The organism is Streptomyces sp. NPDC048295, from assembly GCF_040652135.1.
Taxonomy (GTDB): Bacteria; Actinomycetota; Actinomycetes; order Streptomycetales; family Streptomycetaceae; genus Streptomyces.
The window spans coordinates 56,949-78,943 of record NZ_JBEZLL010000020.1 but is presented as its reverse complement, the minus strand read 5'-3'; the positions used below and the strand labels follow the sequence as shown (position 1 = coordinate 78,943).

General features: G+C 71.0%; 21 protein-coding genes and 1 pseudogene. 11 read left to right on the top strand and 11 right to left on the bottom strand.

Translation table 11 applies throughout. The features are described from left to right. The first annotated feature begins 51 nt into the window (after positions 1–51). The 3 genes from AB0D53_RS27095 to AB0D53_RS27085 all read left to right on the top strand — a co-directional run bounded on the left by AB0D53_RS27095 (position 52) and on the right by AB0D53_RS27085 (position 2,815). Positions 52–1,509 carry an aldehyde dehydrogenase family protein gene (locus AB0D53_RS27095; RefSeq protein ID WP_362451117.1) on the top strand — a complete coding sequence of 486 codons (1,458 nt, stop codon included), beginning with the start codon at positions 52–54 and terminating at the stop codon, positions 1,507–1,509. A gap of 95 nt (positions 1,510–1,604) precedes the next feature. After that, positions 1,605–2,156: a DinB family protein gene (locus AB0D53_RS27090; RefSeq protein WP_362451115.1), complete on the top strand. Its 552-nt coding sequence runs from the start codon at positions 1,605–1,607 to the stop codon at positions 2,154–2,156. A gap of 17 nt (positions 2,157–2,173) precedes the next feature. Then, positions 2,174–2,815 (top strand): PadR family transcriptional regulator, encoded by a 642-nt coding sequence (locus tag AB0D53_RS27085; RefSeq protein WP_362451282.1) that lies wholly within the window; start codon positions 2,174–2,176, stop codon positions 2,813–2,815. Positions 2,816–2,832: 17 nt separating this feature from the next. On the opposite strand, the gene AB0D53_RS27080 is transcribed toward AB0D53_RS27085, so the two are convergent. The 3 genes from AB0D53_RS27080 to AB0D53_RS27070 form a co-directional block, all read right to left on the bottom strand. Continuing rightward, positions 2,833–4,257: a glutamate decarboxylase gene (locus tag AB0D53_RS27080; RefSeq protein ID WP_362451113.1), complete on the bottom strand. Its 1,425-nt coding sequence runs from the start codon at positions 4,255–4,257 to the stop codon at positions 2,833–2,835. Positions 4,258–4,328: 71 nt separating this feature from the next. Continuing rightward, positions 4,329–4,952, bottom strand: coding sequence for an NAD(P)H:quinone oxidoreductase (gene wrbA / locus AB0D53_RS27075; RefSeq protein WP_362451111.1), 624 nt, complete (start codon positions 4,950–4,952; stop codon positions 4,329–4,331). A 95-nt stretch (positions 4,953–5,047) separates the two neighbouring features. After that, positions 5,048–6,334, bottom strand: coding sequence for an ion channel protein (locus AB0D53_RS27070; RefSeq protein ID WP_362451109.1), 1,287 nt, complete (start codon positions 6,332–6,334; stop codon positions 5,048–5,050). 136 nt (positions 6,335–6,470) lie between these two features. Here AB0D53_RS27070 and AB0D53_RS27065 point away from each other — a divergent pair, with 136 nt between their 5' ends. Further along, entirely contained in the window at positions 6,471–7,229 is a 759-nt protein-coding gene (locus AB0D53_RS27065; protein WP_362451106.1) for a MerR family transcriptional regulator, read from the top strand. Positions 7,230–7,284: 55 nt separating this feature from the next. On the opposite strand, the pseudogene AB0D53_RS27060 reads toward AB0D53_RS27065, so the two are convergent. Beyond that, positions 7,285–7,688: pseudogene (locus AB0D53_RS27060) on the bottom strand (YbjQ family protein). Between the two features lie 170 nt (positions 7,689–7,858). Between AB0D53_RS27060 and AB0D53_RS27055 the strand changes: the two are divergent. Further along, complete coding sequence (locus AB0D53_RS27055; protein WP_362451103.1) at positions 7,859–8,569, top strand: VTT domain-containing protein; 711 nt, start codon at positions 7,859–7,861, stop codon at positions 8,567–8,569. Positions 8,570–8,593: 24 nt separating this feature from the next. On the opposite strand, the gene AB0D53_RS27050 is transcribed toward AB0D53_RS27055, so the two are convergent. Beyond that, a complete protein-coding gene (locus tag AB0D53_RS27050) occupies positions 8,594–10,315 on the bottom strand; it encodes a threonine/serine exporter family protein (protein ID WP_362451101.1) in 1,722 nt (573 codons plus the stop codon). A gap of 202 nt (positions 10,316–10,517) precedes the next feature. Then, positions 10,518–11,012, bottom strand: coding sequence for an inorganic diphosphatase (locus AB0D53_RS27045; protein ID WP_031090989.1), 495 nt, complete (start codon positions 11,010–11,012; stop codon positions 10,518–10,520). 86 nt (positions 11,013–11,098) lie between these two features. Between AB0D53_RS27045 and dacB the strand changes: the two genes are divergently transcribed. The 6 genes from dacB (at position 11,099) to folE (ending at position 18,886) form a co-directional block, all read left to right on the top strand. After that, positions 11,099–12,601, top strand: coding sequence for a D-alanyl-D-alanine carboxypeptidase/D-alanyl-D-alanine-endopeptidase (gene dacB / locus AB0D53_RS27040; protein WP_362451097.1), 1,503 nt, complete (start codon positions 11,099–11,101; stop codon positions 12,599–12,601). A gap of 214 nt (positions 12,602–12,815) precedes the next feature. Next, entirely contained in the window at positions 12,816–13,949 is a 1,134-nt protein-coding gene (locus AB0D53_RS27035; RefSeq protein ID WP_362451095.1) for a zinc-dependent metalloprotease, read from the top strand. Positions 13,950–14,147: 198 nt separating this feature from the next. After that, positions 14,148–15,230, top strand: a complete 1,083-nt coding sequence (gene tilS, locus AB0D53_RS27030) for a tRNA lysidine(34) synthetase TilS (RefSeq protein ID WP_362451092.1) — start codon at positions 14,148–14,150, stop codon at positions 15,228–15,230. Between the two features lie 99 nt (positions 15,231–15,329). Next, positions 15,330–15,869 carry a hypoxanthine phosphoribosyltransferase gene (gene hpt / locus AB0D53_RS27025; RefSeq protein ID WP_072487175.1) on the top strand — a complete coding sequence of 180 codons (540 nt, stop codon included), beginning with the start codon at positions 15,330–15,332 and terminating at the stop codon, positions 15,867–15,869. 226 nt (positions 15,870–16,095) lie between these two features. Next, positions 16,096–18,126, top strand: coding sequence for an ATP-dependent zinc metalloprotease FtsH (gene ftsH / locus AB0D53_RS27020; RefSeq protein WP_362451088.1), 2,031 nt, complete (start codon positions 16,096–16,098; stop codon positions 18,124–18,126). Positions 18,127–18,280: 154 nt separating this feature from the next. Beyond that, positions 18,281–18,886: a GTP cyclohydrolase I FolE gene (gene folE / locus AB0D53_RS27015; RefSeq protein WP_093547466.1), complete on the top strand. Its 606-nt coding sequence runs from the start codon at positions 18,281–18,283 to the stop codon at positions 18,884–18,886. Between the two features lie 61 nt (positions 18,887–18,947). On the opposite strand, the gene AB0D53_RS27010 is transcribed toward folE, so the two are convergent. From AB0D53_RS27010 to folP, 5 genes are all read right to left on the bottom strand, one after another. Further along, a complete protein-coding gene (locus AB0D53_RS27010) occupies positions 18,948–19,430 on the bottom strand; it encodes a DUF3180 domain-containing protein (RefSeq protein ID WP_362451085.1) in 483 nt (160 codons plus the stop codon). A 99-nt stretch (positions 19,431–19,529) separates the two neighbouring features. Then, positions 19,530–20,141, bottom strand: a complete 612-nt coding sequence (folK, locus tag AB0D53_RS27005) for a 2-amino-4-hydroxy-6-hydroxymethyldihydropteridine diphosphokinase (RefSeq protein ID WP_362451082.1) — start codon at positions 20,139–20,141, stop codon at positions 19,530–19,532. Then, positions 20,138–20,497, bottom strand: a complete 360-nt coding sequence (gene folB / locus AB0D53_RS27000; RefSeq protein ID WP_072487082.1) for a dihydroneopterin aldolase — start codon at positions 20,495–20,497, stop codon at positions 20,138–20,140. The genes folK and folB overlap by 4 nt, the downstream gene beginning before the upstream one ends. A 204-nt stretch (positions 20,498–20,701) precedes the next feature. Beyond that, on the bottom strand, positions 20,702–21,184 hold the full coding sequence (locus AB0D53_RS26995; RefSeq protein ID WP_362451077.1) for a nuclear transport factor 2 family protein: 483 nt from the start codon (positions 21,182–21,184) through the stop codon (positions 20,702–20,704). Beyond that, positions 21,181–21,978, bottom strand: coding sequence for a dihydropteroate synthase (gene folP / locus AB0D53_RS26990; RefSeq protein WP_362451278.1), 798 nt, complete (start codon positions 21,976–21,978; stop codon positions 21,181–21,183). Before folP ends, AB0D53_RS26995 begins: the two co-directional genes overlap by 4 nt. Positions 21,979–21,995: the final 17 nt, after the last annotated feature.

Genomic DNA, 21,995 nt, shown 5'->3' with positions numbered 1-21,995 from the left:
CGTCAGTACGATGACGGTTCGACGGAGTCTGCACCTGAGTTAAGGGATCGCATGTCCTTCTTCTACGAGCTGGCCGACCAATACATCGACGGTGAGTGGCGGACCGGTACCGGCTCGTGGGACATCATCGATTTCAACCCCTACAACGGGGAGAAACTCGCCGCGATCACCATCGCGACCGTGCAGGAGGTCGACCTGGCCTACCGCGCCGCCGAACGCGCCCAGCGCGCCTGGGCCACCACCGGACCGTACGAGCGCCGCGAAGTCCTGGACCGCGCGCTGCGGATCATCGGGGAACTGCACGACGACATAGTCGACGCGATCATCGACGAACTGGGTGGCACCCGGGTCAAGGCGGAGTACGAGGTCCGTGCCGCCGAGGAGTTCCTGCGCGACGCGATCCACCGGACGCTGCGCCCGCCGGGCAGCATCCTGCCCGCCCTGGCGGACGCCAAGGAGAACCGCCTCTACCGGCTGCCGGTCGGTGTCATCGGCGTGATCAGCCCCTTCAACTTCCCCTTCCTGGTGGCGATGAAGTCCGTCGCCCCCGCCCTCGCGCTGGGCAACGCGGTCGTCGTCAAGCCCAATCAGAACGCCCCCGTCGTCGGCGGCACACTGATCGCGAAGATCTTCGCGGACGCCGGGCTGCCCGCCGGGCTGCTCAATGTCGTGATCACCGATGTCGCCGAGATCGGGGACGCGTTCATCGAGCACCCCGTGCCCAAGGTGATCTCGTTCGCGGGCTCGGACCGGGCCGGCCGCCATGTCGGCGCGGTCGCCGCCGGGCACTTCAAGCGCACGGTCCTCGAACTCAGCGGCAACAGCGCCCTGGTGGTGCTGGAGGACGCGGACATCGACTACGCGGTCGACGCGGCCGTCTTCAGCCGCTTCGTGTACCAGGGGCAGGTCTGCATGGCCGCCAACCGCATCCTGGTGGACCGCCGCGTCGAGCGGGAGTTCACCGAGAGGTTCACCGCCAGGGTGGCCGCGCTCAGGACCGGTGACCCGCGCGACCCGGAGACCCTGATCGGCCCGGTCATCAACACCTTCCAGGCCGACGCGCTGACCGCCCTGGTCGACCAGGCGGTCGCCGAAGGGGCCACCGCGCTCGTCCGGGGCCGGACCCGCGGCAACCTCGTCGAGCCGACGGTGCTCGCCGGGCTCCCCGAGGACTCCCCGCTGCTGGCCCAGGAGATATTCGGCCCGGTGGCGCTGCTGGTGACCTTCGACGGCGAGGAGGAGGCCGTGCGGATCGCCAATGACACCCCGTACGGACTGAGCGGTGCCGTGCACACCCGCAGCACCGAACGCGGGGTGCGGTTCGCGCGGCGCGTGGTCAGCGGGATGTTCCACGTCAACGACTCCACCGTCCAGGACGATCCGCTGGTGGCCTTCGGCGGCGAGAAGTCCTCCGGGACCGGCCGGCTGAACGGCGAGGCGACCGTCGACGCCTTCACCACCCGGAAGTGGATCTCCATCCAGCACGGCCGGGCGGCCTTCCCCTTCTGACGACCTGCTTCCCGTTGCGGACAGCAGCTGACCGCAAGGGTCCGTAGCTTGGCCGGTGTCAGGAAGAACCGGCACGGATCATCAAGGCGGACACCATGGTCACTCACGTTCCCTCGGAAGCACCCGGCGACGAGCGCGGAATGTTCCTCTCCTTCATCGAGGCCCAGCGCGGTGCGATCCGGCGCTCCCTGATCGGGCTGACCGAGGAGCAGGCGGCGAGCCGCCCCAGCGCCAGTGAGCTCTCCCTCTCCGGACTGGCCAAGCATGTCGCCGAGTGCGAGCTGAACTGGCTGCGGATGGCCCAGCAGCGGTTGAACGAGGCCGTCCGCGACGAGAGCACCTGGGCGGACGGCTTCCGTCTCGTCGGCGACGAGACGGTGGAGCAGGTGCTGAAGTTCTGGGACGGCGTCGTGGCCGAGGAGGAGGAGTTCATCCGCTCGGTGCCCAGCCTGGACGACACCTTCCCGCTGCCGGACGCGCCCTGGTTCCCGAAGGACGGGCGGGTCTCGATGAGGTGGCTGCTGGCCCATCTCGTCGAGGAGATCGCCCGGCACGCCGGGCACGCCGACATCATCCGGGAGTCCCTGGACGGCCGGACCGCGTTCGAGCTGGTCGCCGAGGCGGGGGGCTACTCTGATCAAAGTTGAGCAGAAGGGCGGGTGAGATGTCCGCGATCCGGCTGCTGGTCCTCTGCGCCGTGCGCCAGCACGGCCGGGCGCACGGCTATCAGGTCCGCAACGACCTGGAGTACTGGGGCGCGCACGAGTGGTCCAACGCCAAGCCCGGGTCGGTCTATCACGCGCTGAAGCAGATGGCGAAGCAAGGGCTGCTGCTCGCCCACGAGACCGCCCCGAGCACGGCGGGCGGCCCGCCCCGTACCGAGTACGAGATCACCGCGCAGGGTGACGAGGAGTACTTCACGCTGCTGCGCGCGGCGCTGACCGCGTACGACCAGAGGCCGGACGTGCTGTCGGCGGCCCTCGGCGGCATCGTCGACCTGGAGCGGTCCGAGGCGGTCGCGCTGCTCAAGGAACGGGTCGCCGGTCTCGCGGCCTGGCGGGCCACGGTCACCGAACACTATGTGCCGGAGGCCGGGCCCGATTCGGTCGGCCACATCGGCGAGATCATGAACCTGTGGGTCCACTCGGCGGACGCCGGGGCCGAGTGGACGCGCGGGCTGATCGCCCGCATCGAGGGCGGGGCGTACACCTTCGCGGGGGAGGGCGAACCCTTCGTCGGCGTGCTCGCCGAGGGGCAGCGCAATCCGTACGCGACGGGGGTGGCGGACCCCGGCGACGAGGAGTGAGCGGGCGCCGGCCCTGCTCAGTGGTGGAAGGCCGTCGCCACCTGCCGGTCCTGGCTCATCGGGTGCGGCTGGCGGCGCAGGTCGGGCAGGATCAGCCCGATGTCCTCCAGCAGCAGCTCGGCGAGGTCCGACGAGAAGCCGTTGCGGCACACCACCCGGAGCACCGCCAGGTCCTGCCGGTTGGCCGGGAAGGTGTACGCGGGCACCCGCCAGCCCTGTTCGCGCAGTCGCAGCGACACGTCGAAGACGTCGTACGCCGTCACGTCCGGCCCGGTCGTCAGCGCGAAGACGGGCAGCTGGTCGCCCCGGGTGAGGAGCCGGAAGTCGCCGATCGCCTCGATCCGTCCGGCGAGCCCGCGGGCCACGTCCCGGGAGGCCTGCTGAACGGCCCGGTATCCATCCCGGCCCAGCCGCAGGAAGGTGTAGTACTGCGCGACCACCTGCGCGCCGGGCCGGGAGAAGTTCAGCGCGAAGGTCGGCATGTCGCCGCCCAGGTAGTTGACCCGGAACACCAGCTCCTCGGGCAGTTCGGCGGGCGAGCGCCACAGCACCCAGCCGACGCCCGGGTAGACCAGGCCGTACTTGTGCCCGGAGGTGTTGATGGAGGAGACCCTCGGCAGCCGGAAGTCCCACACCAGGTCCTCGTCCAGGAACGGCGCCACCATCGCTCCGGACGCGCCGTCGACGTGGACGGGGATGTCGAGACCGGTGCGCTCCTGGAGGGCGTCCAGCGCCGCGCACAGCTCCGCGACCGGCTCGTAGGAGCCGTCGAAGGTGGAGCCGAGGATGCCGACGACGCCGATGGTGTTCTCGTCGCAGAGGTCGGCCGCGGCCTGCGGGTCGAGGTGGAAGCGGTCGCCCTCCATCGGGACCGTCCTCGGCTCGACCTCCCAGAAGGTGCAGAACTTGTCCCAGCAGACCTGCACATTGATGCCCATGACCAGATTCGGCCGGGCGGTCGCCGGATAGCGGTCGCCGTTCCTGGCCGCCCAGCGGCGCTTCAGCGCCAGCCCCGCGAGCATGCAGGCCTCGCTGGACCCCGTCGTCGAACAGCCCACGACCGCCGAGGGGTCGGGGGCGTTCCAGAGGTCGGCGAGCATCGCCACGCAGCGCCGCTCCAGCTCGGCCGTGCGCGGGTACTCGTCCTTGTCGATCATGTTCTTGTCGCGGCACTCGCCCATCAGCACCCCGGCCTGCGGCTCCATCCAGGTGGTGACGAAGGTGGCGAGGTTGAGCCGTGAGTTGCCGTCGAGCATCAACTCGTCGTGGACCAGCCCGTACGCGGTCGCCGGCGGCATCGGCCCGTCGGGCAGCTTGTGCCGGGGCGGCGCCGACTCCATGCCGGCGGCCGGGTCGGCCTCCCCGTAGAACGGGTTGAGGGCGAGCCTGCGGTGGGCGTCGGAGGGTTTCGTGGTCCGGGGCGAACCCTTGTGGAGAGGCATCGGCGGACAGTCCTTCTGGGCTCTCGGCGGTGCTGTGCGACCCGCGGGGGTCCGGTCGGTGTGCGGTGCCGTCAGTTCCCGGCGGCGAGGCCGTCCTTGATGGCCCGGGTGAACTTCACGACCCGCTCGGCCTGGACCCGGGCGGCGGTCAGGGTCTGTTCGCCGACCGGGATGTCGCCCTGGCCGGCCACGTGCGAGGTGCCGTACGGGTTGCCGTCGACGAACTTCGACGGGTCCGTGTAGCCGGGGGCGACCAGGATGCCGCCGAAGTGGTGGACCGTGTTGTAGAGCGCGAGCAGTGTGGACTCCTGGCCGCCGTGGGCGGTGCTGGTGGAGGTGAAGCCGCTGTAGACCTTGTCCGCGAGGTGGCCCGCCTGCCAGAGGCCGCCGAGGGTGTCGAGGAACTGCTTGAGCTGGGAGGTGACGTTGCCGAACCGGGTCGGCGAACCGAGGATCACCGCGTCCGCCCAGATCATGTCGTCCGGCGAGGCCACGGCGATGTCGGCGGTGGCCTTCGCGTTGGCCGCCCAGGCCGGGTTGGAGTCGATGGCCGCCTGCGGGGCCAGCTCACCGGCCTTGCGCAGCCGCACCTCGGCGCCGGCCTTCTCGGCGTACTGCGCCATGGCCTTGGCGATCGTGGCGACGGTTCCGGTCGACGAGTAGTAGATGACGGCGACGTTGACGGGCGTGGGCATCGCGGAGACCTCCGACGGACCTGGCGGGACGAATCCATACGGATGCGACGATACGGAAGAGCCGGGCATCCGGCGCGCCGGGCGGGAGGCCCGGCTCACCTCAGCGGCGTACCGTCCTCGTGCAGCTGCATCTGCGGCCGCCCGGTCACCAGCAGCCAGGCGGGCAGCGAGGCGATGCACAGCATCGGGAGCACGGCCGCGTCGCCGACCAGCACCGCCGCGGTGAACAGGCTCAGCCAGCCCTGCCGGGTGATGGCCAGCAGGATCCCCAGTACCCCGCAGGTCACCGCGAGCGCCGCAGGCACCGCCGGGACGAGGGCGTGGGCGCAGAACCCCAGCGCGACCCCCGCGAAGACGGCGGGGAAGATCCGCCCGCCCCGGAAGCCGCAGCTCGCCGCGATCAGCAGCGCGGCCGTCTTCACCACGGCCATGACCGCGAACTGCCCGGCCGTCCAGCGGCTCGGGTCGGCGGCGAGCTCCTTCACCTCGTCGAGCCCCTTGAACAGGGTGAGATGGCCACCCAGGGCGCCCAGCAGGCCGAGCAGCAGCCCGCCCGCGGTCAGTGCCAGGACCGGGTGTTTCAGGGCCAGGAAGTACCGGTGCGCGTACGGGAACGCGTACACCGCCAGCAGTCCGAGCGCCGCCCCGGCGAGCGCGATGACGACGGAGGAGAGCAGATCGCCCCAGTGCGGGCGGGTGTAGGGCGGCAGCGACAGGTCGAAGCTGGGGTGGGCCAGCAGGGTCATGGTGAGCGCGCCCGCGGCACCCGCCGCGAGCGGGCCGAAGAGGCGGTCCCAGAGCGCGCCCGGTCCGGCGCGCGAGGTGAGGGTCTCGGTGAGGATCAGCGCGGCGGCGACCGGGGTGCCGAAGAGCGCCCCGATGGTGCCGGCCGCGGCGAGCGCGAGCCAGAGCTCCGCCGGTGTGCCCGGCAGGAAGCGGCGGCCGAGCCAGAAGGCCAGCGCGATGTTGGCGGCCGTGATCGGGTTCTCCGGACCGAGGCTGATCCCGCCCGCCAGGGTGAGGGCCGTGACGAGCAGCAGCCCCGGGACCACGCCCGGCGGCAGCGGCGGATCGACCAGCCCGGTGGTCGCCGGATCGGGGCCCGCGTGACCGGGCACCGCCCGGATGAGCAGACCGATCACCAGCCCGCTCGCGGTGAGCATCACGATCATCCACAGCGCGGAGTAGCGGCCTACGGAGAGCGCGTCGGGGAGCGTCTCCCAGAGCACGGCCTGGAGCCTCTCCGCGAGCAGGCTGACGCCGAGCAGGATGAGGGCGCAGAGGATCCCGACGGTCAGGGCGGGCACGATGACGGGCAGCAGCCGTCGTACGGGGGTGGATTCGGGAGCGGATCCGGCGAGGGCGGAGGATTCGGTGGCCACCGGATCACCATAACGGCGTAAAAGGTACATAACCCCTCGAATGGCGCTGGAGTGGCGGCCATTCGGGCTTGCACCTCACGTCACGTCAGGACCCAGGCTCGGGACGTACCCGATCGAGGAAGGGAGCGGGGGAGTCATGGAGTACCCCGTGGGACAGGTCGCCGGATTCGCCGGAGTCACGGTGCGCACCCTGCACCACTACGACGGCATCGGACTGCTCTCGCCCAGTGGGCGCAGCCGGTCCGGGCACCGCCGCTACGACGACGGCGACCTCGACCGGCTCCAGCAGGTCCTGTTCTACCGGGAGCTCGGCTTCCCGCTCGACGAGATCGCGGTACTGCTCGACGATCCGCGGGCGGACCCGCAGGAGCATCTGCGGCGCCAGCACCGGCTGCTGTCCGACCGGATCGCCGAGCTGCGAAGGATGGCCGACGCCGTCGAGACAGCCATGGAGGCACGGAAGATGGGCATCAACCTCACACCCGAGGAGAAGTTCGAGGTCTTCGGGGGCAAGGACCCCGAGGAGCACGCCGAGGAGGCCGAACGCCGCTGGGGCGGCACCGACGCGTACGCCGAGTCGCAGCGCCGGGCCGCCCGGTACACCAAGGACGACTGGAAGCGGATGCAGGCGGAGGTCGCCGAATGGGGCGCCGCCTACGACGCGCTGATGGAGGCCGGGGAGCCGGCCACCGGCGAGCGGGCGATGGAGCTGGCCGAGGCCCACCGGCTCCACATCGGCAAGTGGTTCTACGAGTGCTCCGCCGAGATGCACCGGGGGCTCGGCGAGATGTACGTGTCCGACGAGCGGTTCCGCGCCTTCTACGACTCGATGCGGCCGGGCCTGGCCGAGCATCTGCGGGACGCGATCGACGCCAACGCCCGGCGCCTGGCGTGAGTGCCGCGGGGGTGGGGGTGCCGGGCGGGCGCCCCACCCCCGCGGCTGTGCCCGCTCAGCCGCGGCTGATCGCGGCCGCGGTGCCGTACGCGCACACCTCCGTGCCCACGTCGGCCGCCTCGGTCACGTCGAAGCGCATCATCAGCACCGCGTTGGCGCCCCGGGCCTTCGCCTGCTCGATGAGCCGCTCCATCGCCTGGTTACGGGTCTCGACGAGGGTCTTGGTCAGCCCTTTCGGCTCGCCGCCGATCATGGACTTCAGCCCGGCGCCGATCCGGCGGCCCGGATGGCGGACGGGGTCTCCCCTGTTCGAGCGCAGCCGAGAGCTTGGGGAAGGACCGTGAGGCCGAAGACCTCTCCGATCACCCGGGTCACCTGGTAGCCCGGTACGTCGTTCGTGGTGACGACCAGGACGTCCGACCGTTCCGTCTGTCCGCCGCCGTAATCCTCGATGCCCATCGCGTGGCACCTCCTGGGGACAGCTTTGTCCCGGTTGATCCGGAGTGCATCCCCGGCCGGCCCGGTGTGCTTCCTCGCGGGGGCCATCTGGAACCCGGGGGTGTCATCCTGCGTTGATAGCTTTGGGCGGCCACGCAGCCGCCATCGATCGATCCAGGAGCCCCGGACCCTTGAATACGCTTGCGCTCGGCCCGAGCTGGCTGGACCCGGACTATCTGATCAACACCTTCGGACTTCCCGGCGTCCTCCTCATCGTGTTCGCCGAGTCCGGACTGCTGATCGGCTTCTTCCTCCCCGGCGACTCGCTCCTGTTCACCACGGGTCTGCTGGTGACCACGAAGCAGCTGGACACCCCGCTCTGGCTGGTCTGCCTCCTGGTGGCACTGGCGGCGATCATCGGTGACCAGGTGGGCTATCTCTTCGGCCGCAAGGTCGGCCCCTCGCTCTTCAAGCGCCCGGACTCCCGCCTCTTCAAGCAGGAGAACGTCGAGAAGGCGCACGAATTCTTCGAGAAGTACGGCCCGAAGTCGCTGATCCTGGCCCGCTTCGTGCCCGTGGTGCGTACGTTCACCCCGATCATCGCCGGTGTGAGCCGGATGAACTACCGCTCGTTCATCGTGTTCAACATCATCGGCGGAGTGCTCTGGGGCGTCGGCGTCACGCTGCTCGGCTCGGCCCTCGGCAAGATCGACTTCGTCCACCAGAACATCGAGGCGATGCTCATCCTGATCGTGCTCATCTCGGTGGTGCCGATCGCGATCGAGTTCCTGCGGGCCCGCTCCAAGTCGAAGAAGGAAGCGGCGGCCGGCGGCGAGGGCCCCGGCCCGTCCGCCGGGGGCGGCCCGTCCTCGGGCCAGCGCGGCCGGCACGCCAAGCGCTGACGTACGCCCCGCCCGCCGAGGAGCTCAGAAGCCGCGCGTCCGTTTGGCCGCGCGGCGGTTGGCCCCGCCGACCGCTCCCGGCACCCGCATGAACAGCCGGGAGATCTCGCTCCCCAGATTCACCCCGATCGCGATGGCCAGCGCCGTGGCCACCGCGGTCGACAGCGAGGCGAGCCCGGCGTTCACCCGCCCCTGCGCCACGGCGAGCAGACCGAAGTACGTGGCCGAACCGGGCAGCAGCGGGCCGATCGCCGCCGTGATGAACGGCAGCGACGAGGTGTACCGGTAGCGCGAGAGCAACTGCCCGAACAGGCCCACCAGACCGGCCGCCGTCGCCGTCGCCGCCACCGCCGAGATATGGCCGGTGCGGGCCATCGCCCCGTAGATCACCCAGGCCACACCGCCGTTGAGAGTCACCACCAGCACCGTGGACCGGTCCTGCTGGAGCAGGATCGCGAAGGCGAAACAGAGCGCCATCGACGCCAGGATCTGCACCACCGGCCGGTCATGGGCGATGAACCTGGCCTCGGGGTTCAGCTGGGCGCCCAGCTGGAGCCCCAGATACAGCACCAGCAGCACACCGACGACGATGCCGATGAACAAGTACATGACTTCGAGCAGCCGCGCGGCCGCGGTGATGTAGAAACCGGTCAGCCCGTCCTGCACACCCGCCACCAGGGCCCGCCCCGGCAGCAGCGCGAACAGCCCACCGGTGATGACCGCGGCCGGCCGTACGTCCGACCAGTGGGTGAGGGTCAGCGCCACCCCCAGCGCGGCCGGCGGCATCGCCGCCACCACGAACTGGTAGAACTCCGGCAGCCCCCGCCCGGCACACAGCCAGGCGAGCCGGTCGCCGAGCATCGCGCCGACCGCCGCCACCAGGAACACCAGCGGACCACCGCCGAGCAGCACCGAAGCCGCCCCCGCGAGACCGCCGGCGGCCAGCGTCAGCACCCAGCCGGAGTACGGATGCCGGTTGCGCCGGATCTCCGCCAGCCGCCGGTAGGCCTCCTCCAGCGAGACCTCGACGTCCTCGGTGGTGATGTCGTCGATCAGCCGGAAGACGGCGGCCAGCCGGGTGTAGTCGGTGGCGCGGCGGCGTACGGTACGGCTCGCCGTCACCGGGTCGTCGACCAGCGACGGCTGGTGCGAGATCGACAGCAGGGTGAAGGTGACCGTGGGCTCGCAACGGTCCAGTCCGTAGCTGCGGGTCACCGCGAACATGGCCGCCTCGACGTCCTCGGCGCCCTCGCCGCCCGCCAGCAGCAACTCGCCGATGCGCAGCGTCAGGTCGAGCACGCGCGGCACCGCGGGCCCCGTCTCGTCGGGCTTCTGCACCGTCTCGGGCGCCGGGCGCTCGGCGACCGGCATCCGCAGCATCGTGCGCATCCGGTCCTGCCAGGGCGCCTCCTTGGTCAGCCGGATCATCGGGCTGCCGTGGGCCGGAGTGAAGGCGGGCGGCGAGTGCTGGGCGCTGTAGGTGCGTGGCGGGGCGAAGGCGGAACCGATCGTGTCCGAACCCGAACCCGCTCCCGGGGCGGAACCCGGGGCGGAACCGGAAGCGGAACCCGCTGCGGACCCCTGGGGCTCGGCCGCCAGACCTGCCGGAATGGCGAATTCCGACGTCGGCTGGTCGTCCTCGGAGGCGGACGCGCGCCGCCCCACCCCGGCCGGCGGGACGAAGGCGCTGCGCGCCTCGTCGGACTGGGGCTTCTGGTCCTCGGGACCGCCCTGTTCCGCCACCACTTGATCTCGCTCCTCGTCGGCTGCGCCTTTGTGCCCAGTATGGCCACGGGCCGGGGCGGGGACGAGGGAGGGCCGCCCGTGGACGACAGGAGGCCGGTGCGCGGACCGGCGGGGCATACGGAACGGGCGGCACCCCTCGGAAGGAGTACCGCCCGTTACCTGCCCGGAACCGTGGAAACGGAACCGGGTCACGACCCTCGGGTCAGTGCGCGCCGCCCTGCGCCTCAAGGCGCTTGTAGGAGGCCTCGATCTCGGCCTCGGCCTCGGCGCGGCCGACCCAGTCGGCGCCCTCGACGGACTTGCCCGGCTCCAGGTCCTTGTAGACCTCGAAGAAGTGCTGGATCTCCAGGCGGTCGAACTCCGACACGTGGTGGATGTCGCGCAGGTGCTCCACCCGGGGGTCGGAGGCCGGCACGCACAGCAGCTTGTCGTCGCCGCCGGCCTCGTCCGTCATCCGGAACATGCCGATGGCGCGGCACTTGATGAGGCAGCCGGGGAAGGTCGGCTCCTCCAGGATGACCAGCGCGTCCAGCGGGTCGCCGTCCTCGCCGAGGGTGTTCTCGACGAAGCCGTAGTCCGCCGGGTAGCTGGTCGAGGTGAAGAGTCGACGGTCCAGACGGATCCGACCGGTCTCGTGGTCCACCTCGTACTTGTTCCGCGAACCCTTCGGGATCTCGATAACGACGTCGAACTCCACGGGTGGCTCCTCCATGATCAACACATACGACTGGTGATTAAGTGTCCCCCACGCAGATGTGTGCTCGCGAAAGGGGCTGGTCAACGGTGGACGAGCCGGTGAAGAGACCGTCGGTCAACCCGCTGGACAAACTGAGCCGGCTCACCCCTCGGGCCGCCGTGATCAGGTTGAAGGGACTGAACGACCGGCAGTTCACCGCCGTCTCCGCCGGCCTCGGCCTGGCGCTCGCAGCCGGCGTCGTCCTTGCCGCCGGACCCTGGGACTCGGGTCAGCGTAAGGCCGAGGCGGACCTCGCCGCCGCCAGGGACCGCACAGGTGGCGCACATCACGAGCCCGCCGCGCCGGCCGGACCTTCCCCCGCACCCAGCGCCCCGGCCGTCCTCGCGCCCCTCTCCGCCGCCGTCGACAACTCCGCCCCCGACGCCCGCTCCGCCCCGGACGGCGCAGCCGCCGCGCTCCGCTCCGCCCTCGGCCCGCTGCTGAAGGACCCCGCCCTGGGCAAGCGGCGCACCGCCGTCGTGATCGACACCGCCGGCGGCGAGCGGCTGTACGGCCAGGGCACCGACACCCCCATGACGCCCGCCTCCACCGTCAAGATCGCCACCACGGCCGCCGCCCTGAGCGCCCTCGGCCCCGAGTACCGCATCGCCACGACCGTCCGGGCTTCCGCCGACTCCCGCAGCATCGTCCTGACCGGCGGCGGCGACCCCACCCTCGACAAGGCCGCCCTGCGCGGGCTGGCCACCGACACCGCCCGCGCCCTCAAGGACCGCGGCGTCGACAAGGTCCGCCTCGCGTACGACACCTCCCGCTACTCCGGCCCCGCCCGGCACCCGATCGGCCCCAACGAGAACATCGCGCCCGTCAGCGCCCTGATGACCGACGAGGGCAGGCTCGACAGCACCGACAGCGGCCCCGCCCCGCGCAGCGACGACCCGGCCGGCGACACCGCCCGCACCTTCGCGAGGTTCCTCCACGGCGCGGGCATCGCCACCGGGTCCGGCCCGAAGCCCGGCCGCCCGGCCGCCGGGTCCGAGAAGGTCGCCGAACACCGCTCGGCCCCGCTCTCCGCCCTGGTCGAACGCGCCCTGACCAACAGCGACAACGACATCGCCGAGGCACTCGCCCGGCAGACCGCCCTCGCCGCGGGCGAACCGGCCGACTTCGACGGCGGCCGACGGGCCGTCACCGCACAGCTCAAGAAGCTCGGCCTGCCGCTGAAGGGCGCCGACCTCGCTGACGGCAGCGGACTGAACCGCAAGGACAAGGTCACCGCCGGACTGCTGGCCGGCCTCCTCGCCCGCGCGGCCGACCCGGACCACCCCGAACTGCGCCCCGTCCTCACCGGCCTGCCCGTGGCCGGTTTCAGCGGCACGCTCAGCGACCGCTACACCGGCAGGTCCGCGGGCACCGGCCTGATCCGCGCCAAGACCGGCACCCTCACCGGCGTGAACACCCTCGCGGGAACGGTCGTCGACCGGCAGGGCCGCCTGCTCGCCTTCGCCTTCCTGGCGTCCGGCACCACCTCCCCCTCCGGTGCCCAGTCCGCCCTCGACCGCCTCGCCACAGCGCTGAGGGCCGCCCCGTGACCCCGGCGGGCGCGCGACGCCGGCCACGGCACCCCGCCGCGCCGTCGGAACACCCGCACACACCCCGTGCGCGAGCGCTCCCCGGCCATGCGACGCACCGCATCCGACGCCGCGCGCCGATCCGCCGGGAACCACGCCACAGCCCTCTCCTCCCGCCCCCACCGAGCCGGTCAACACCACACCGCGGACGGACCCGAGCACGTACGGTTGACGCATGACGAGCATCGGTGGTGCCGAGATGGTCGACTGGAATCTCGCGGTCGCGACCGCGACCCGACTTGTGCGGCCGGGGCCGGAGATCAGCCGCGAGGAGGCCCGCGAGGTCGTCGCGGAGCTGCGCCGGCATGCCAAGGCCTCGGAGGAGCACGTCCGCGCCTTCACCCGGATGATCCCGGAGGGGGCCCACCCCGAGGACACCCCGGTCCTGGTCGTGGACCGGGCCGGCTGGATCAAGGCCAATGTCGCGGGCTTCCGCGAACTGCTCCGCCCGCTGCTCGGCAAGATGCAGGACCGGCGCCCGGGCGGCCCCGGCGGCGCGGTGCTCGGCGCGGTCGGCGGCAAGGTGACCGGCGTCGAGGTCGGGATGCTCCTGTCGTTCCTGGCCTCCCGCGTCCTCGGCCAGTACGAGACGTTCGCCCCGGCCACCCGCGAACTCCCGGCCTCGGCCGACGGCGGCGGCCGGCTGCTGCTCGTCGCCCCGAACATCGTGCACGTCGAGCGCGAACTGGACGTCGACCCGCACGACTTCCGGCTCTGGGTCGCGCTCCACGAGGAGACCCACCGCACCCAGTTCACCGGGGTGCCCTGGCTACGGGACCACCTTCAGGGCGAGATCCAGTCATTCCTTGAGGAGACCGACGTCGACCCGGTGACCGTGCTGGAGCGGCTCCGCGAGGCGGCCCAGTCCCTGGCCGGGGGCCGCCCCGAGGGCGAGGACGGCGAGGACGGCGGCCGCAGCCTCGTCGAACTCGTCCAGACACCCGCCCAGCGCGAGATCCTCAGCCGGCTCACCGCCGTGATGTCCCTGCTCGAAGGCCACGCCGACTACGTGATGGACGGCGTCGGCCCCGAGGTCGTCTCCTCCGTCGGCGAGATCCGGGAGAAGTTCCAGCAGCGCAGGGCGCGCGGCGCCGGCCGCCTCGACCAGGCGCTGCGCAAGCTCCTCGGCCTCGACGCGAAACTGCGCCAGTACCGCGACGGCGAGCGATTCGTCCGGGCCGTGGTCGACGAGGTCGGCATGGACGGCTTCAACCGGGTCTGGACCTCGCCGAACACCCTGCCCACCAAGGCGGAGATCGCGAAGCCCGCGGACTGGATCGCGAGGGTGCACCGTAAGGCAGAGTCCTGACCGCGACCGGTCCGACGGTGGGCGACAGGAAGAAAACGCGCCGGTAATCACCCATCCGAGGGACCGTAGGGGCATGGGAAGGCGTGCAATGCTCGATGAACGGCTTGCCTCTGTCACCATCGACGCACTCTGAGTGACGGCACACGTCCTGTCCGGCACTTCGAGGCACCTCACCGAACTCCACGAAGGGCACCGGACATGGGTCCCCATCCTGCGGTCGCGGCGATACGCCTGGCGGTCCGCCGCGTACTCCACGACGTACTCACCGAACACACCCGAAGCGCCGAACACACCCGGCGCACCCCGCACCCCGAGTTCGCCGAAGCCGGTGCGGGCAGGCAGCGCGCCGCACTCCCCGAGCGCCCCGGCACCCCGCTGGTGCTGGTGGCATGCTCCGGCGGCGCCGACTCCATGGCCCTCGCCTCCGCCCTCGCCTTCGAGGCCCGCAAACTCGACGTCCGGGCCGGCGGGATCACCGTCGACCACGGCCTCCAGGACGGCTCCGACGACCGGGCCGCCGAGGTCGTCGACCGCCTCACCGACATGCGTCTCGACCCGGTCGAGGCCGTCGCCGTGCAGGTCGGCCACGAAGGCGGGCCCGAAGCCGCGGCCCGGGACGCCCGCTACGCCGCCCTGGACGCCGCGGCCGAGCGGCACGGCGCCGCCGCCGTCCTGCTCGGACACACCCGCGACGACCAGGCCGAGACGGTCCTGCTCGGCCTCGCCCGCGGCTCCGGCATCCGCTCGCTCTCCGGCATGGCCGCCGCGTCCGGACCGGCCGGCCGCTACCGCCGCCCCTTCCTCCAGCTCGACCGGCAGACCGCCCGCAAGGCCTGCCTCGTCCAGTCCCTGCCCGTCTGGGACGACCCGCACAACATCGACCCCGCCTACACCCGCTCCCGGCTGCGCCACGAGGGCCTGCCCGCCCTGGAGAAGGCGCTGGGCAAAGGGGTCGTCGAGGCCCTGGCCCGTACCGCCCAGCTCTCCCGCGACGACGCCGACGCACTGGACACCTGGGCCGCCGAGGCCGACCGCACCGTGCGGGACGACGCGGGCCGTCTGGAGTGCGCCAAGCTGTACGCGCTGCCGCCCGCCGTGCGCCGCCGGGTCCTGCGCCGGGCCGCCATGGAGGCGGGTTCCCCGGCCGGTTCGCTCTTCGCCCGGCACATCGAGGAAGTCGACCGTCTGATCACCGGCTGGCGCGGCCAGCGCGCCATCAACCTGCCCGGTCGCGTCGAAGCCATGCGGCAGGGTGGCAGACTGGTCATTCGGCAGAGCTGAAGCACAAGCGGCTGACATGCAGGCGAGCGGCCGCGCAGGTGCGGGGCAACACCCCGGACCCGGCAGGCAGAGAAAGAGACGCGGGTGAACGAGAAGGACATGGGCACCGACCTTCAGTCGGTGCTCCTCACCAAGGAAGAGATCGACGCGAAGCTCGTCGAGCTGGCCGCGAAGATCGACGCGGAGTACGCGGGCAAGGACCTGCTCATCGTCGGCGTCCTCAAGGGCGCAGTGATGGTGATGGCGGACCTGGCGCGCGCGCTGTCCACCCCCGTCACCATGGACTGGATGGCCGTCTCGTCGTACGGCGCGGGCACCCAGTCCTCCGGAGTGGTCCGGATCCTCAAGGACCTGGACACCGACATCAAGGGCAAGCACGTCCTGATCGTCGAGGACATCATCGACTCGGGCCTGACCCTGTCGTGGCTGATGTCGAACCTCGGCTCGCGCGAGCCCGCCTCCCTGGAGATCTGCACCCTGCTGCGCAAGCCGGACGCGGCCAAGGTCGCGCTCGACTGCAAGTGGGTCGGTTTCGACATCCCCAACGAATTCGTCGTCGGTTACGGGCTCGACTACGCCGAGAAGTACCGCAACCTCCCCTTCGTCGGCACGCTGGCCCCGCACGTCTACGGGGGCTGACCTCCTACCGGAGCCCTTCGCCCGGACCCGGGGTGCCCGGACCGGCCGGAGCGGGCGGCGGGAACCTTTCACGGGATTCCCGCCGTTGAGTCTTCGAAGGCGGGTTTTGACAGACGTCCCCGGCGGTCGCAGGTGACAATGCTGGGGTACCGTCCGAAGAACAGTCTTTTCTCACAGCAGCATTTACCTACGGGCAGGAGGGACGGGGCGGATTCGCCCCGTATGGATGGACGTGAAGCGATACTTCCGTGGGCCGGTCATGTGGATCGTGCTGGCCGTCCTCGCCGTGGTCGTGTTGATGACAGTCGTCGGCTCGTCGGGCGGCTACAAATCGGTGGACACCGGCAAGGTGATCCAGGCGATCAGCAAGGACCAGGTGGCGCAGGCCAAGCTGACCACCGGTGACGACCAGATCATCAAGATCGAATTGAAGAAGGGCCAGGAGCTCTCGGGCGAGTCCGGCACCAAGTTCCAGGCGAGCTACATCGGCGACCAGGGTGTCCAGCTGGCCGACACGCTGCAGCAGAAGTTCGAGAGCGGCAAGATCGACAAGGGCTACACGGTCTCGCCGTCCAAGCAGTCCCCGTTCATTTCGATCCTCCTCTCCCTGCTGCCCTTCGTCCTGATCGTGGTCGTCTTCCTGTTCCTGATGAATCAGATGCAGGGCGGCGGCTCCCGGGTCATGCAGTTCGGGAAGTCCAAGGCCAAGCTGATCACCAAGGACACGCCGAAGACGACGTTCGCCGATGTGGCGGGGTCGGACGAGGCCGTCGAGGAGCTCCAGGAGATCAAGGAGTTCCTCCAGGAGCCGGCGAAGTTCCAGGCCGTCGGCGCCAAGATTCCCAAGGGCGTCCTGCTGTACGGGCCTCCCGGTACCGGCAAGACGCTGCTCGCACGCGCCGTCGCCGGCGAGGCGGGCGTCCCGTTCTACTCGATCTCCGGTTCCGACTTCGTCGAGATGTTCGTCGGTGTCGGTGCCAGCCGGGTCCGTGACCTCTTCGAGCAGGCCAAGGCGAACGCCCCGGCGATCGTCTTCGTCGACGAGATCGACGCCGTCGGCCGGCACCGCGGCGCCGGAATGGGCGGCGGGCACGACGAGCGCGAGCAGACGCTGAACCAGCTGCTCGTCGAGATGGACGGCTTCGACGTGAAGGGCGGCGTCATCCTGATCGCCGCCACGAACCGGCCGGACATCCTCGACCCGGCGCTGCTGCGTCCGGGCCGCTTCGACCGGCAGATCGCGGTCGACCGGCCGGACATGCAGGGCCGGCTGGAGATCCTCAAGGTGCACCAGAAGGGCAAGCCGGTCGCGAAGGACGTCGATCTCGGCGCCGTCGCCCGTCGTACGCCCGGCTTCACCGGTGCCGACCTGTCGAACGTGCTGAACGAAGCGGCGCTCCTCACGGCGCGCAGCAATCTGAAGCTGATCGACAACAAGATGCTCGACGAGGCCATCGACCGCGTCGTGGCGGGCCCGCAGAAGCGGACCCGGATCATGTCCGAGAAGGAGAAGAAGATCACCGCGTACCACGAGGGCGGACACGCCCTGGTCGCGGCGGCTTCCCCCCAGGCGGACCCGGTCCACAAGATCACGATCCTCTCCCGCGGCCGCGCCCTCGGTTACACGATGGTGCTCCCGGAGGAGGACAAGTACTCCACGACGCGCAACGAGATGCTCGACCAGCTGGCCTACATGCTGGGCGGGCGCGCGGCCGAGGAGCTGGTCTTCCACGACCCGACCACCGGTGCCGCGAACGACATCGAGAAGGCCACCGCAACGGCCCGCGCGATGGTCACGCAGTACGGCATGACGGAGCGGCTCGGCGCGATCAAGTTCGGCGGCGACAACACTGAGCCCTTCGTGGGCCGGGAGATGGGCCACCAGCGCGACTACTCGGAAGAGGTCGCGGCGCTCGTCGACGAAGAGGTCAAGAAGCTCATCGAGACCGCCCACAACGACGCGTGGGAGATCCTCGTCGAGAACCGCGACGTGCTGGACAACCTCGTTCTCCAGCTCCTGGAGAAGGAGACGCTCGGCAAGGAGGAGATCGCCGAGATCTTCGCCCCGATCGTGAAGCGTCCGGCCCGTCCGGCATGGACGGGTTCCGCGCGGCGTACGCCGTCGACGCGGCCGCCGGTGCTCTCGCCGAAGGAGCTCGCCCTCACCAACGGCGCCACCACGGCGAACGGAACGGCCGTCCCCACGGACACCGTCCCGGCCACCGAGGTCGTCCCGGAGGACCACCCCGAGAGCTGAGGTCCCGTTCCCCGGTGTGGCCCCTTTCACGGGAGTCCCACCGGGCCCGGAATGGAAGCCGCGCCCTCACAGGTTCTAGCCTGTGGGGGCGCGGCTTTTACGTACGCCCGTGCGGAGGTATGCGCGGGTGACAGCTCAGAGGAACGAGGCACAGATGACCGACCCGGTGACGCTGGACGGCCAGGGTTCGATCGGCGAGTTCGACGAGAAGAGGGCCGAGGCAGCCGTCCGCGAACTCCTCATCGCGGTGGGCGAGGACCCGGACCGCGAGGGGCTGCGCGAGACGCCGGGGCGGGTGGCACGGGCGTACAAGGAGATATTCGCGGGGCTCCACCAGGAGCCCGAGGACGTCCTCACGACCACGTTCGACCTCGGTCACGACGAGATGGTGCTGGTCAAGGACATCGAAGTGTTCAGTACCTGTGAACACCATCTGGTGCCGTTCCGGGGCGTCGCGCATGTCGGGTACATCCCGGCCACCAGCGGAAAGATCACCGGCCTCTCCAAGCTGGCCCGGCTGGTCGATGTCTACGCCCGGCGCCCGCAGGTCCAGGAGCGGCTCACCACGCAGATCGCCGAGTCACTGATGGAGATCCTTGAGCCGCGCGGGGTCATCGTCGTCGTCGAGTGCGAGCACATGTGCATGTCGATGCGGGGCATCCGCAAGCCCGGGGCGAAGACGCTGACCTCGGCGGTGCGCGGACAGCTCCGCGACCCCGCGACACGTGCCGAGGCCATGAGCCTGATCATGGCGCGCTGACGAACTCCTGCGCAGTCGCGCGACAAGAGCTCGGAGGCCCTGGGCCGTCCGCCGGACAGCCCTACGCGGCCGCCGAGCTCTTGTCGTTGTCCTCGTCGTCCGGGAGCTTGCAGATGCGTTCCAGCCAGAGGGCGGCGGCGATCACCGCGATGCCGGCCAGGACCGCGAAGCCCGCGTAGATCGCCTGGTCGCGGCGGGCCGGGATGTCGAGGGAGCCGAGCAGGAAGACGCCGATGCCGCCGTACATGCCGGAGACCAGGGAGACGACCAGGGCGCTGGCCTGGCCGAAGACGACCGCCCGGGCCGCCATCAGCGGTTCGACGCCCTTGGCTCCCGGCCGGCGCTCGCGCTGGGCGCGCAGCCGGGAACGGATGGAGAGCGCCGTCGCCAGCAGGATGACGGCGATCACGGCGAGCACGATGGGCGCGGCGAGGGGGACGCTCGGCAGATTGCCCAGGGAGTCCCAGAGGCGGGCGCCGCCCCAGGAGATCACCCCGGCCGCGGCGAAGAGGCCGGCCAGTACCCCGAGCCTGAGTTGCTTCACCGAGTGGTCCGCCCTTCGCCGCCAGTGGTCCGTGTCGCCCGTGGTCACCGTCGCCGGGAGACCGCGGCGCCGGTGATCCGTTTCCGTCGAGCCTAACGACTACTCGGGCAGACGGAGTTCCAGATCGGCCCGGGGCAGCACGCCGTCCCGGCCGATCCCGGCCAGCAGCTCCGTGACGGGTCCGGCGCCGGGCAGCTGGGCATCGGGGTCGACGTCGTGCCACGGGGCGAGGACGAAGGCCCGCTCATGGGCCCTGGGGTGGGGGAGGGTGAGCACCGGGTCGTCGGCGACGACGTCCGCGTACGCCACGATGTCGACGTCGATGGTGCGCGGGCCCCAGCGCTCCTCGCGGACCCGGTCGAAGGCCTCCTCGATGGCCTGGCCGCGCTCCAGGAGGGAGGACGGGGGGAGCGTCGTCTTCACGACGATCACCGCGTTGAAGTACGAGGGCTGGGAGCCGGGGGCGACGCCCCAGGGCTCCGTCTCGTACACCGGGGAGACGGCCTTGACCCGCAGGCCGGGGGTGTCCTCCAGGGCGTCGATGGCGCCCTGGAGGGTCTCCAGGCGGTTGCCGAGGTTGGAGCCCAGGGAGATCACGGCGCGCTTGGGGTTGGAGAGGGTGACGTCCGCCGCGTCCACCTGCTCGACCACGGAGGCGGGCACCGGCTGTACGGTCGGGTCGCTCTGCCCTTCGGTGGAAAACGCAGTCATACTCGGCTCCGGGTGATGGTGATGGTCACATCGTCGAAGGGGACGGTGATCGGCGCGTCCGGCTTGTGCACCACGACCTCCACCTCCTCGACTCCTTCGTGCTTGAGGCACTTCTGGGCGATGCGCTCCGCGAGCGTTTCGATCAGATCGACGGGTTCACCCTGCACCACTTCGACGACCTCCTCGGCGACGACGCCGTAGTGCACGGTCTTCGTCAGGTCGTCGGCGGCCGCCGCGGGGCGGGTGTCCAGGCCGAGCACCAGGTCCACGATGAACGTCTGGCCCTCTTCCCGTTCCTTGGGGAAGACGCCATGGTGTCCACGGGCCTTGAGGCCGCGCAGCGCGACACGATCCACGCGAATCACTCCTGCTGTCGTTGGGCGTAGAGACACGGGGCCGCGTGCGGACGGCAAGGTGCTCTCTTCCGAATCTACCTGCGAGCACCGACAGTGCTCGCCCGTGGGTGGCCGTGGGAGCGGCCTCACGGGACTGGTAGCCGCGTATACCCGCGCTTCCCGGATCCAACCCCCTTGCGGGGGTGCGGCCGCTCGGCCACCGGGTCAGGAGGGTGTCTCCTCGTCCTCTTCCTCACCGGTTTCGGTCAGTACGGGCGAGCCGTGGTGGGACCAGAGTTTCCAGCCGTCCGGTGTGCGCCGGAACACATTGGTGGCCACGACGAGTTGGCCGACCAGGGGTCCGAGCGCGTTGCCGTCCTCCGCGGGGCCGCCGCTGAGGATGTTCTCCGTGCAGGTCACCAGGGCGGTGTCGCCGGTCATCGAGACCCCGACGTCGGTCAGGAAGAACTGGATGTACTCGGTGTTCGCCATGATCAGCGCGTAGCTGCGCAGCACCTCGCCGCGGCCGGTCAGCACCGGCCAGCCCGGGTGGACGCAGGAGACGGTGAGGTCCTCGCCGGGCAGCCAGAGCCCGGAGAGCTCCTCGAAGTCGCCGCGTTCCATCGCCTCGTAGAAGGCGGTGTTGGCCCCCTCGACGGCCGCGATGTCGGCGGCCGCCTCCGCGTGCTCGTCGCGGGGCCCGGTCACGCGGCTCCCTCGACGGCGCGGGCGACCCGTACGGCGTCGGCCGTGGCCCGTACCTCGTGGACCCGGACGGCCCAGGCGCCCGCGTGGGCGGAGAGCGCGGAGATCGCCGCGGTGGCGGCGTCGCGTTCGCGGGCGGGCGGGGGTGCGGCGCCCCCGCCGGCCAGTACATGGCCGAGGAAGCGTTTGCGGGAGGCGGCGACCAGCAGCGGTCGGCCCAGGGCGTGCAGCTCGTCGAGGTGGGCGACCAGGGCGAGGTCGTGGCAGGCGTCCTTGGCGAAGCCGAGACCGGGGTCGATCACGATCCGTTCCGGGGCGACACCGCCCGCGACCACGGCGTCCATCCGTTCCCGCAGCTCCGTGACGACCTCGGCGACGACGTCCCCGTACACCGCCCGGCTGTTCATGGACTCGCTGAAGCCGCGCCAGTGCATCACGACGAAGGGGGCGCCGGCCGCGGCGACGACCGGGATCATGTCGGGGTCGGCGAGGCCGCCGCTCACATCGTTGACCAGGGCGGCACCGGCCGCGACCGCCTCCTCGGCGACCCGGGCCCGCATGGTGTCCACGGAGACCGTGACTCCTTCGGAGGCCAGGCCCTTGACCACCGGGATCACGCGCCGCAGCTCCTCCGAGGCGTCCACGCGGCTGGCGCCGGGGCGAGTCGACTCGCCGCCGACGTCGATCAGGTCGGCGCCCTCGGCGACCAGGTCGAGGCCGTGTTTGACCGCGGCCGTGGTGTCGAACCAGCGGCCCCCGTCGGAGAAGGAGTCCGGGGTCACGTTCACGACACCCATGACCGCGCAGCGGTCCC

What these genes read in the sequence shown, in the direction of transcription:
- AB0D53_RS27065 (WP_362451106.1), top strand. Translation starts at nt 6,471, where the DNA reads ATGGAGTACCCCGTGGGACAGGTCGCCGGATTCGCCGGAGTCACGGTG.
- folK (WP_362451082.1), bottom strand. Translation starts at nt 20,141, where the DNA reads ATGACTGCGTTTTCCACCGAAGGGCAGAGCGACCCGACCGTACAGCCG.
- AB0D53_RS27085 (WP_362451282.1), top strand. Translation starts at nt 2,174, where the DNA reads ATGTCCGCGATCCGGCTGCTGGTCCTCTGCGCCGTGCGCCAGCACGGC.
- AB0D53_RS27080 (WP_362451113.1), bottom strand. Translation starts at nt 4,257, where the DNA reads ATGCCTCTCCACAAGGGTTCGCCCCGGACCACGAAACCCTCCGACGCC.
- folP (WP_362451278.1), bottom strand. Translation starts at nt 21,978, where the DNA reads ATGGGTGTCGTGAACGTGACCCCGGACTCCTTCTCCGACGGGGGCCGC.
- wrbA (WP_362451111.1), bottom strand. Translation starts at nt 4,952, where the DNA reads ATGCCCACGCCCGTCAACGTCGCCGTCATCTACTACTCGTCGACCGGA.
- hpt (WP_072487175.1), top strand. Translation starts at nt 15,330, where the DNA reads ATGGGCACCGACCTTCAGTCGGTGCTCCTCACCAAGGAAGAGATCGAC.
- ftsH (WP_362451088.1), top strand. Translation starts at nt 16,096, where the DNA reads ATGGACGTGAAGCGATACTTCCGTGGGCCGGTCATGTGGATCGTGCTG.
- AB0D53_RS27095 (WP_362451117.1), top strand. Translation starts at nt 52, where the DNA reads ATGTCCTTCTTCTACGAGCTGGCCGACCAATACATCGACGGTGAGTGG.
- AB0D53_RS27035 (WP_362451095.1), top strand. Translation starts at nt 12,816, where the DNA reads ATGACGAGCATCGGTGGTGCCGAGATGGTCGACTGGAATCTCGCGGTC.
- folE (WP_093547466.1), top strand. Translation starts at nt 18,281, where the DNA reads ATGACCGACCCGGTGACGCTGGACGGCCAGGGTTCGATCGGCGAGTTC.
- tilS (WP_362451092.1), top strand. Translation starts at nt 14,148, where the DNA reads ATGGGTCCCCATCCTGCGGTCGCGGCGATACGCCTGGCGGTCCGCCGC.
- AB0D53_RS27090 (WP_362451115.1), top strand. Translation starts at nt 1,605, where the DNA reads ATGGTCACTCACGTTCCCTCGGAAGCACCCGGCGACGAGCGCGGAATG.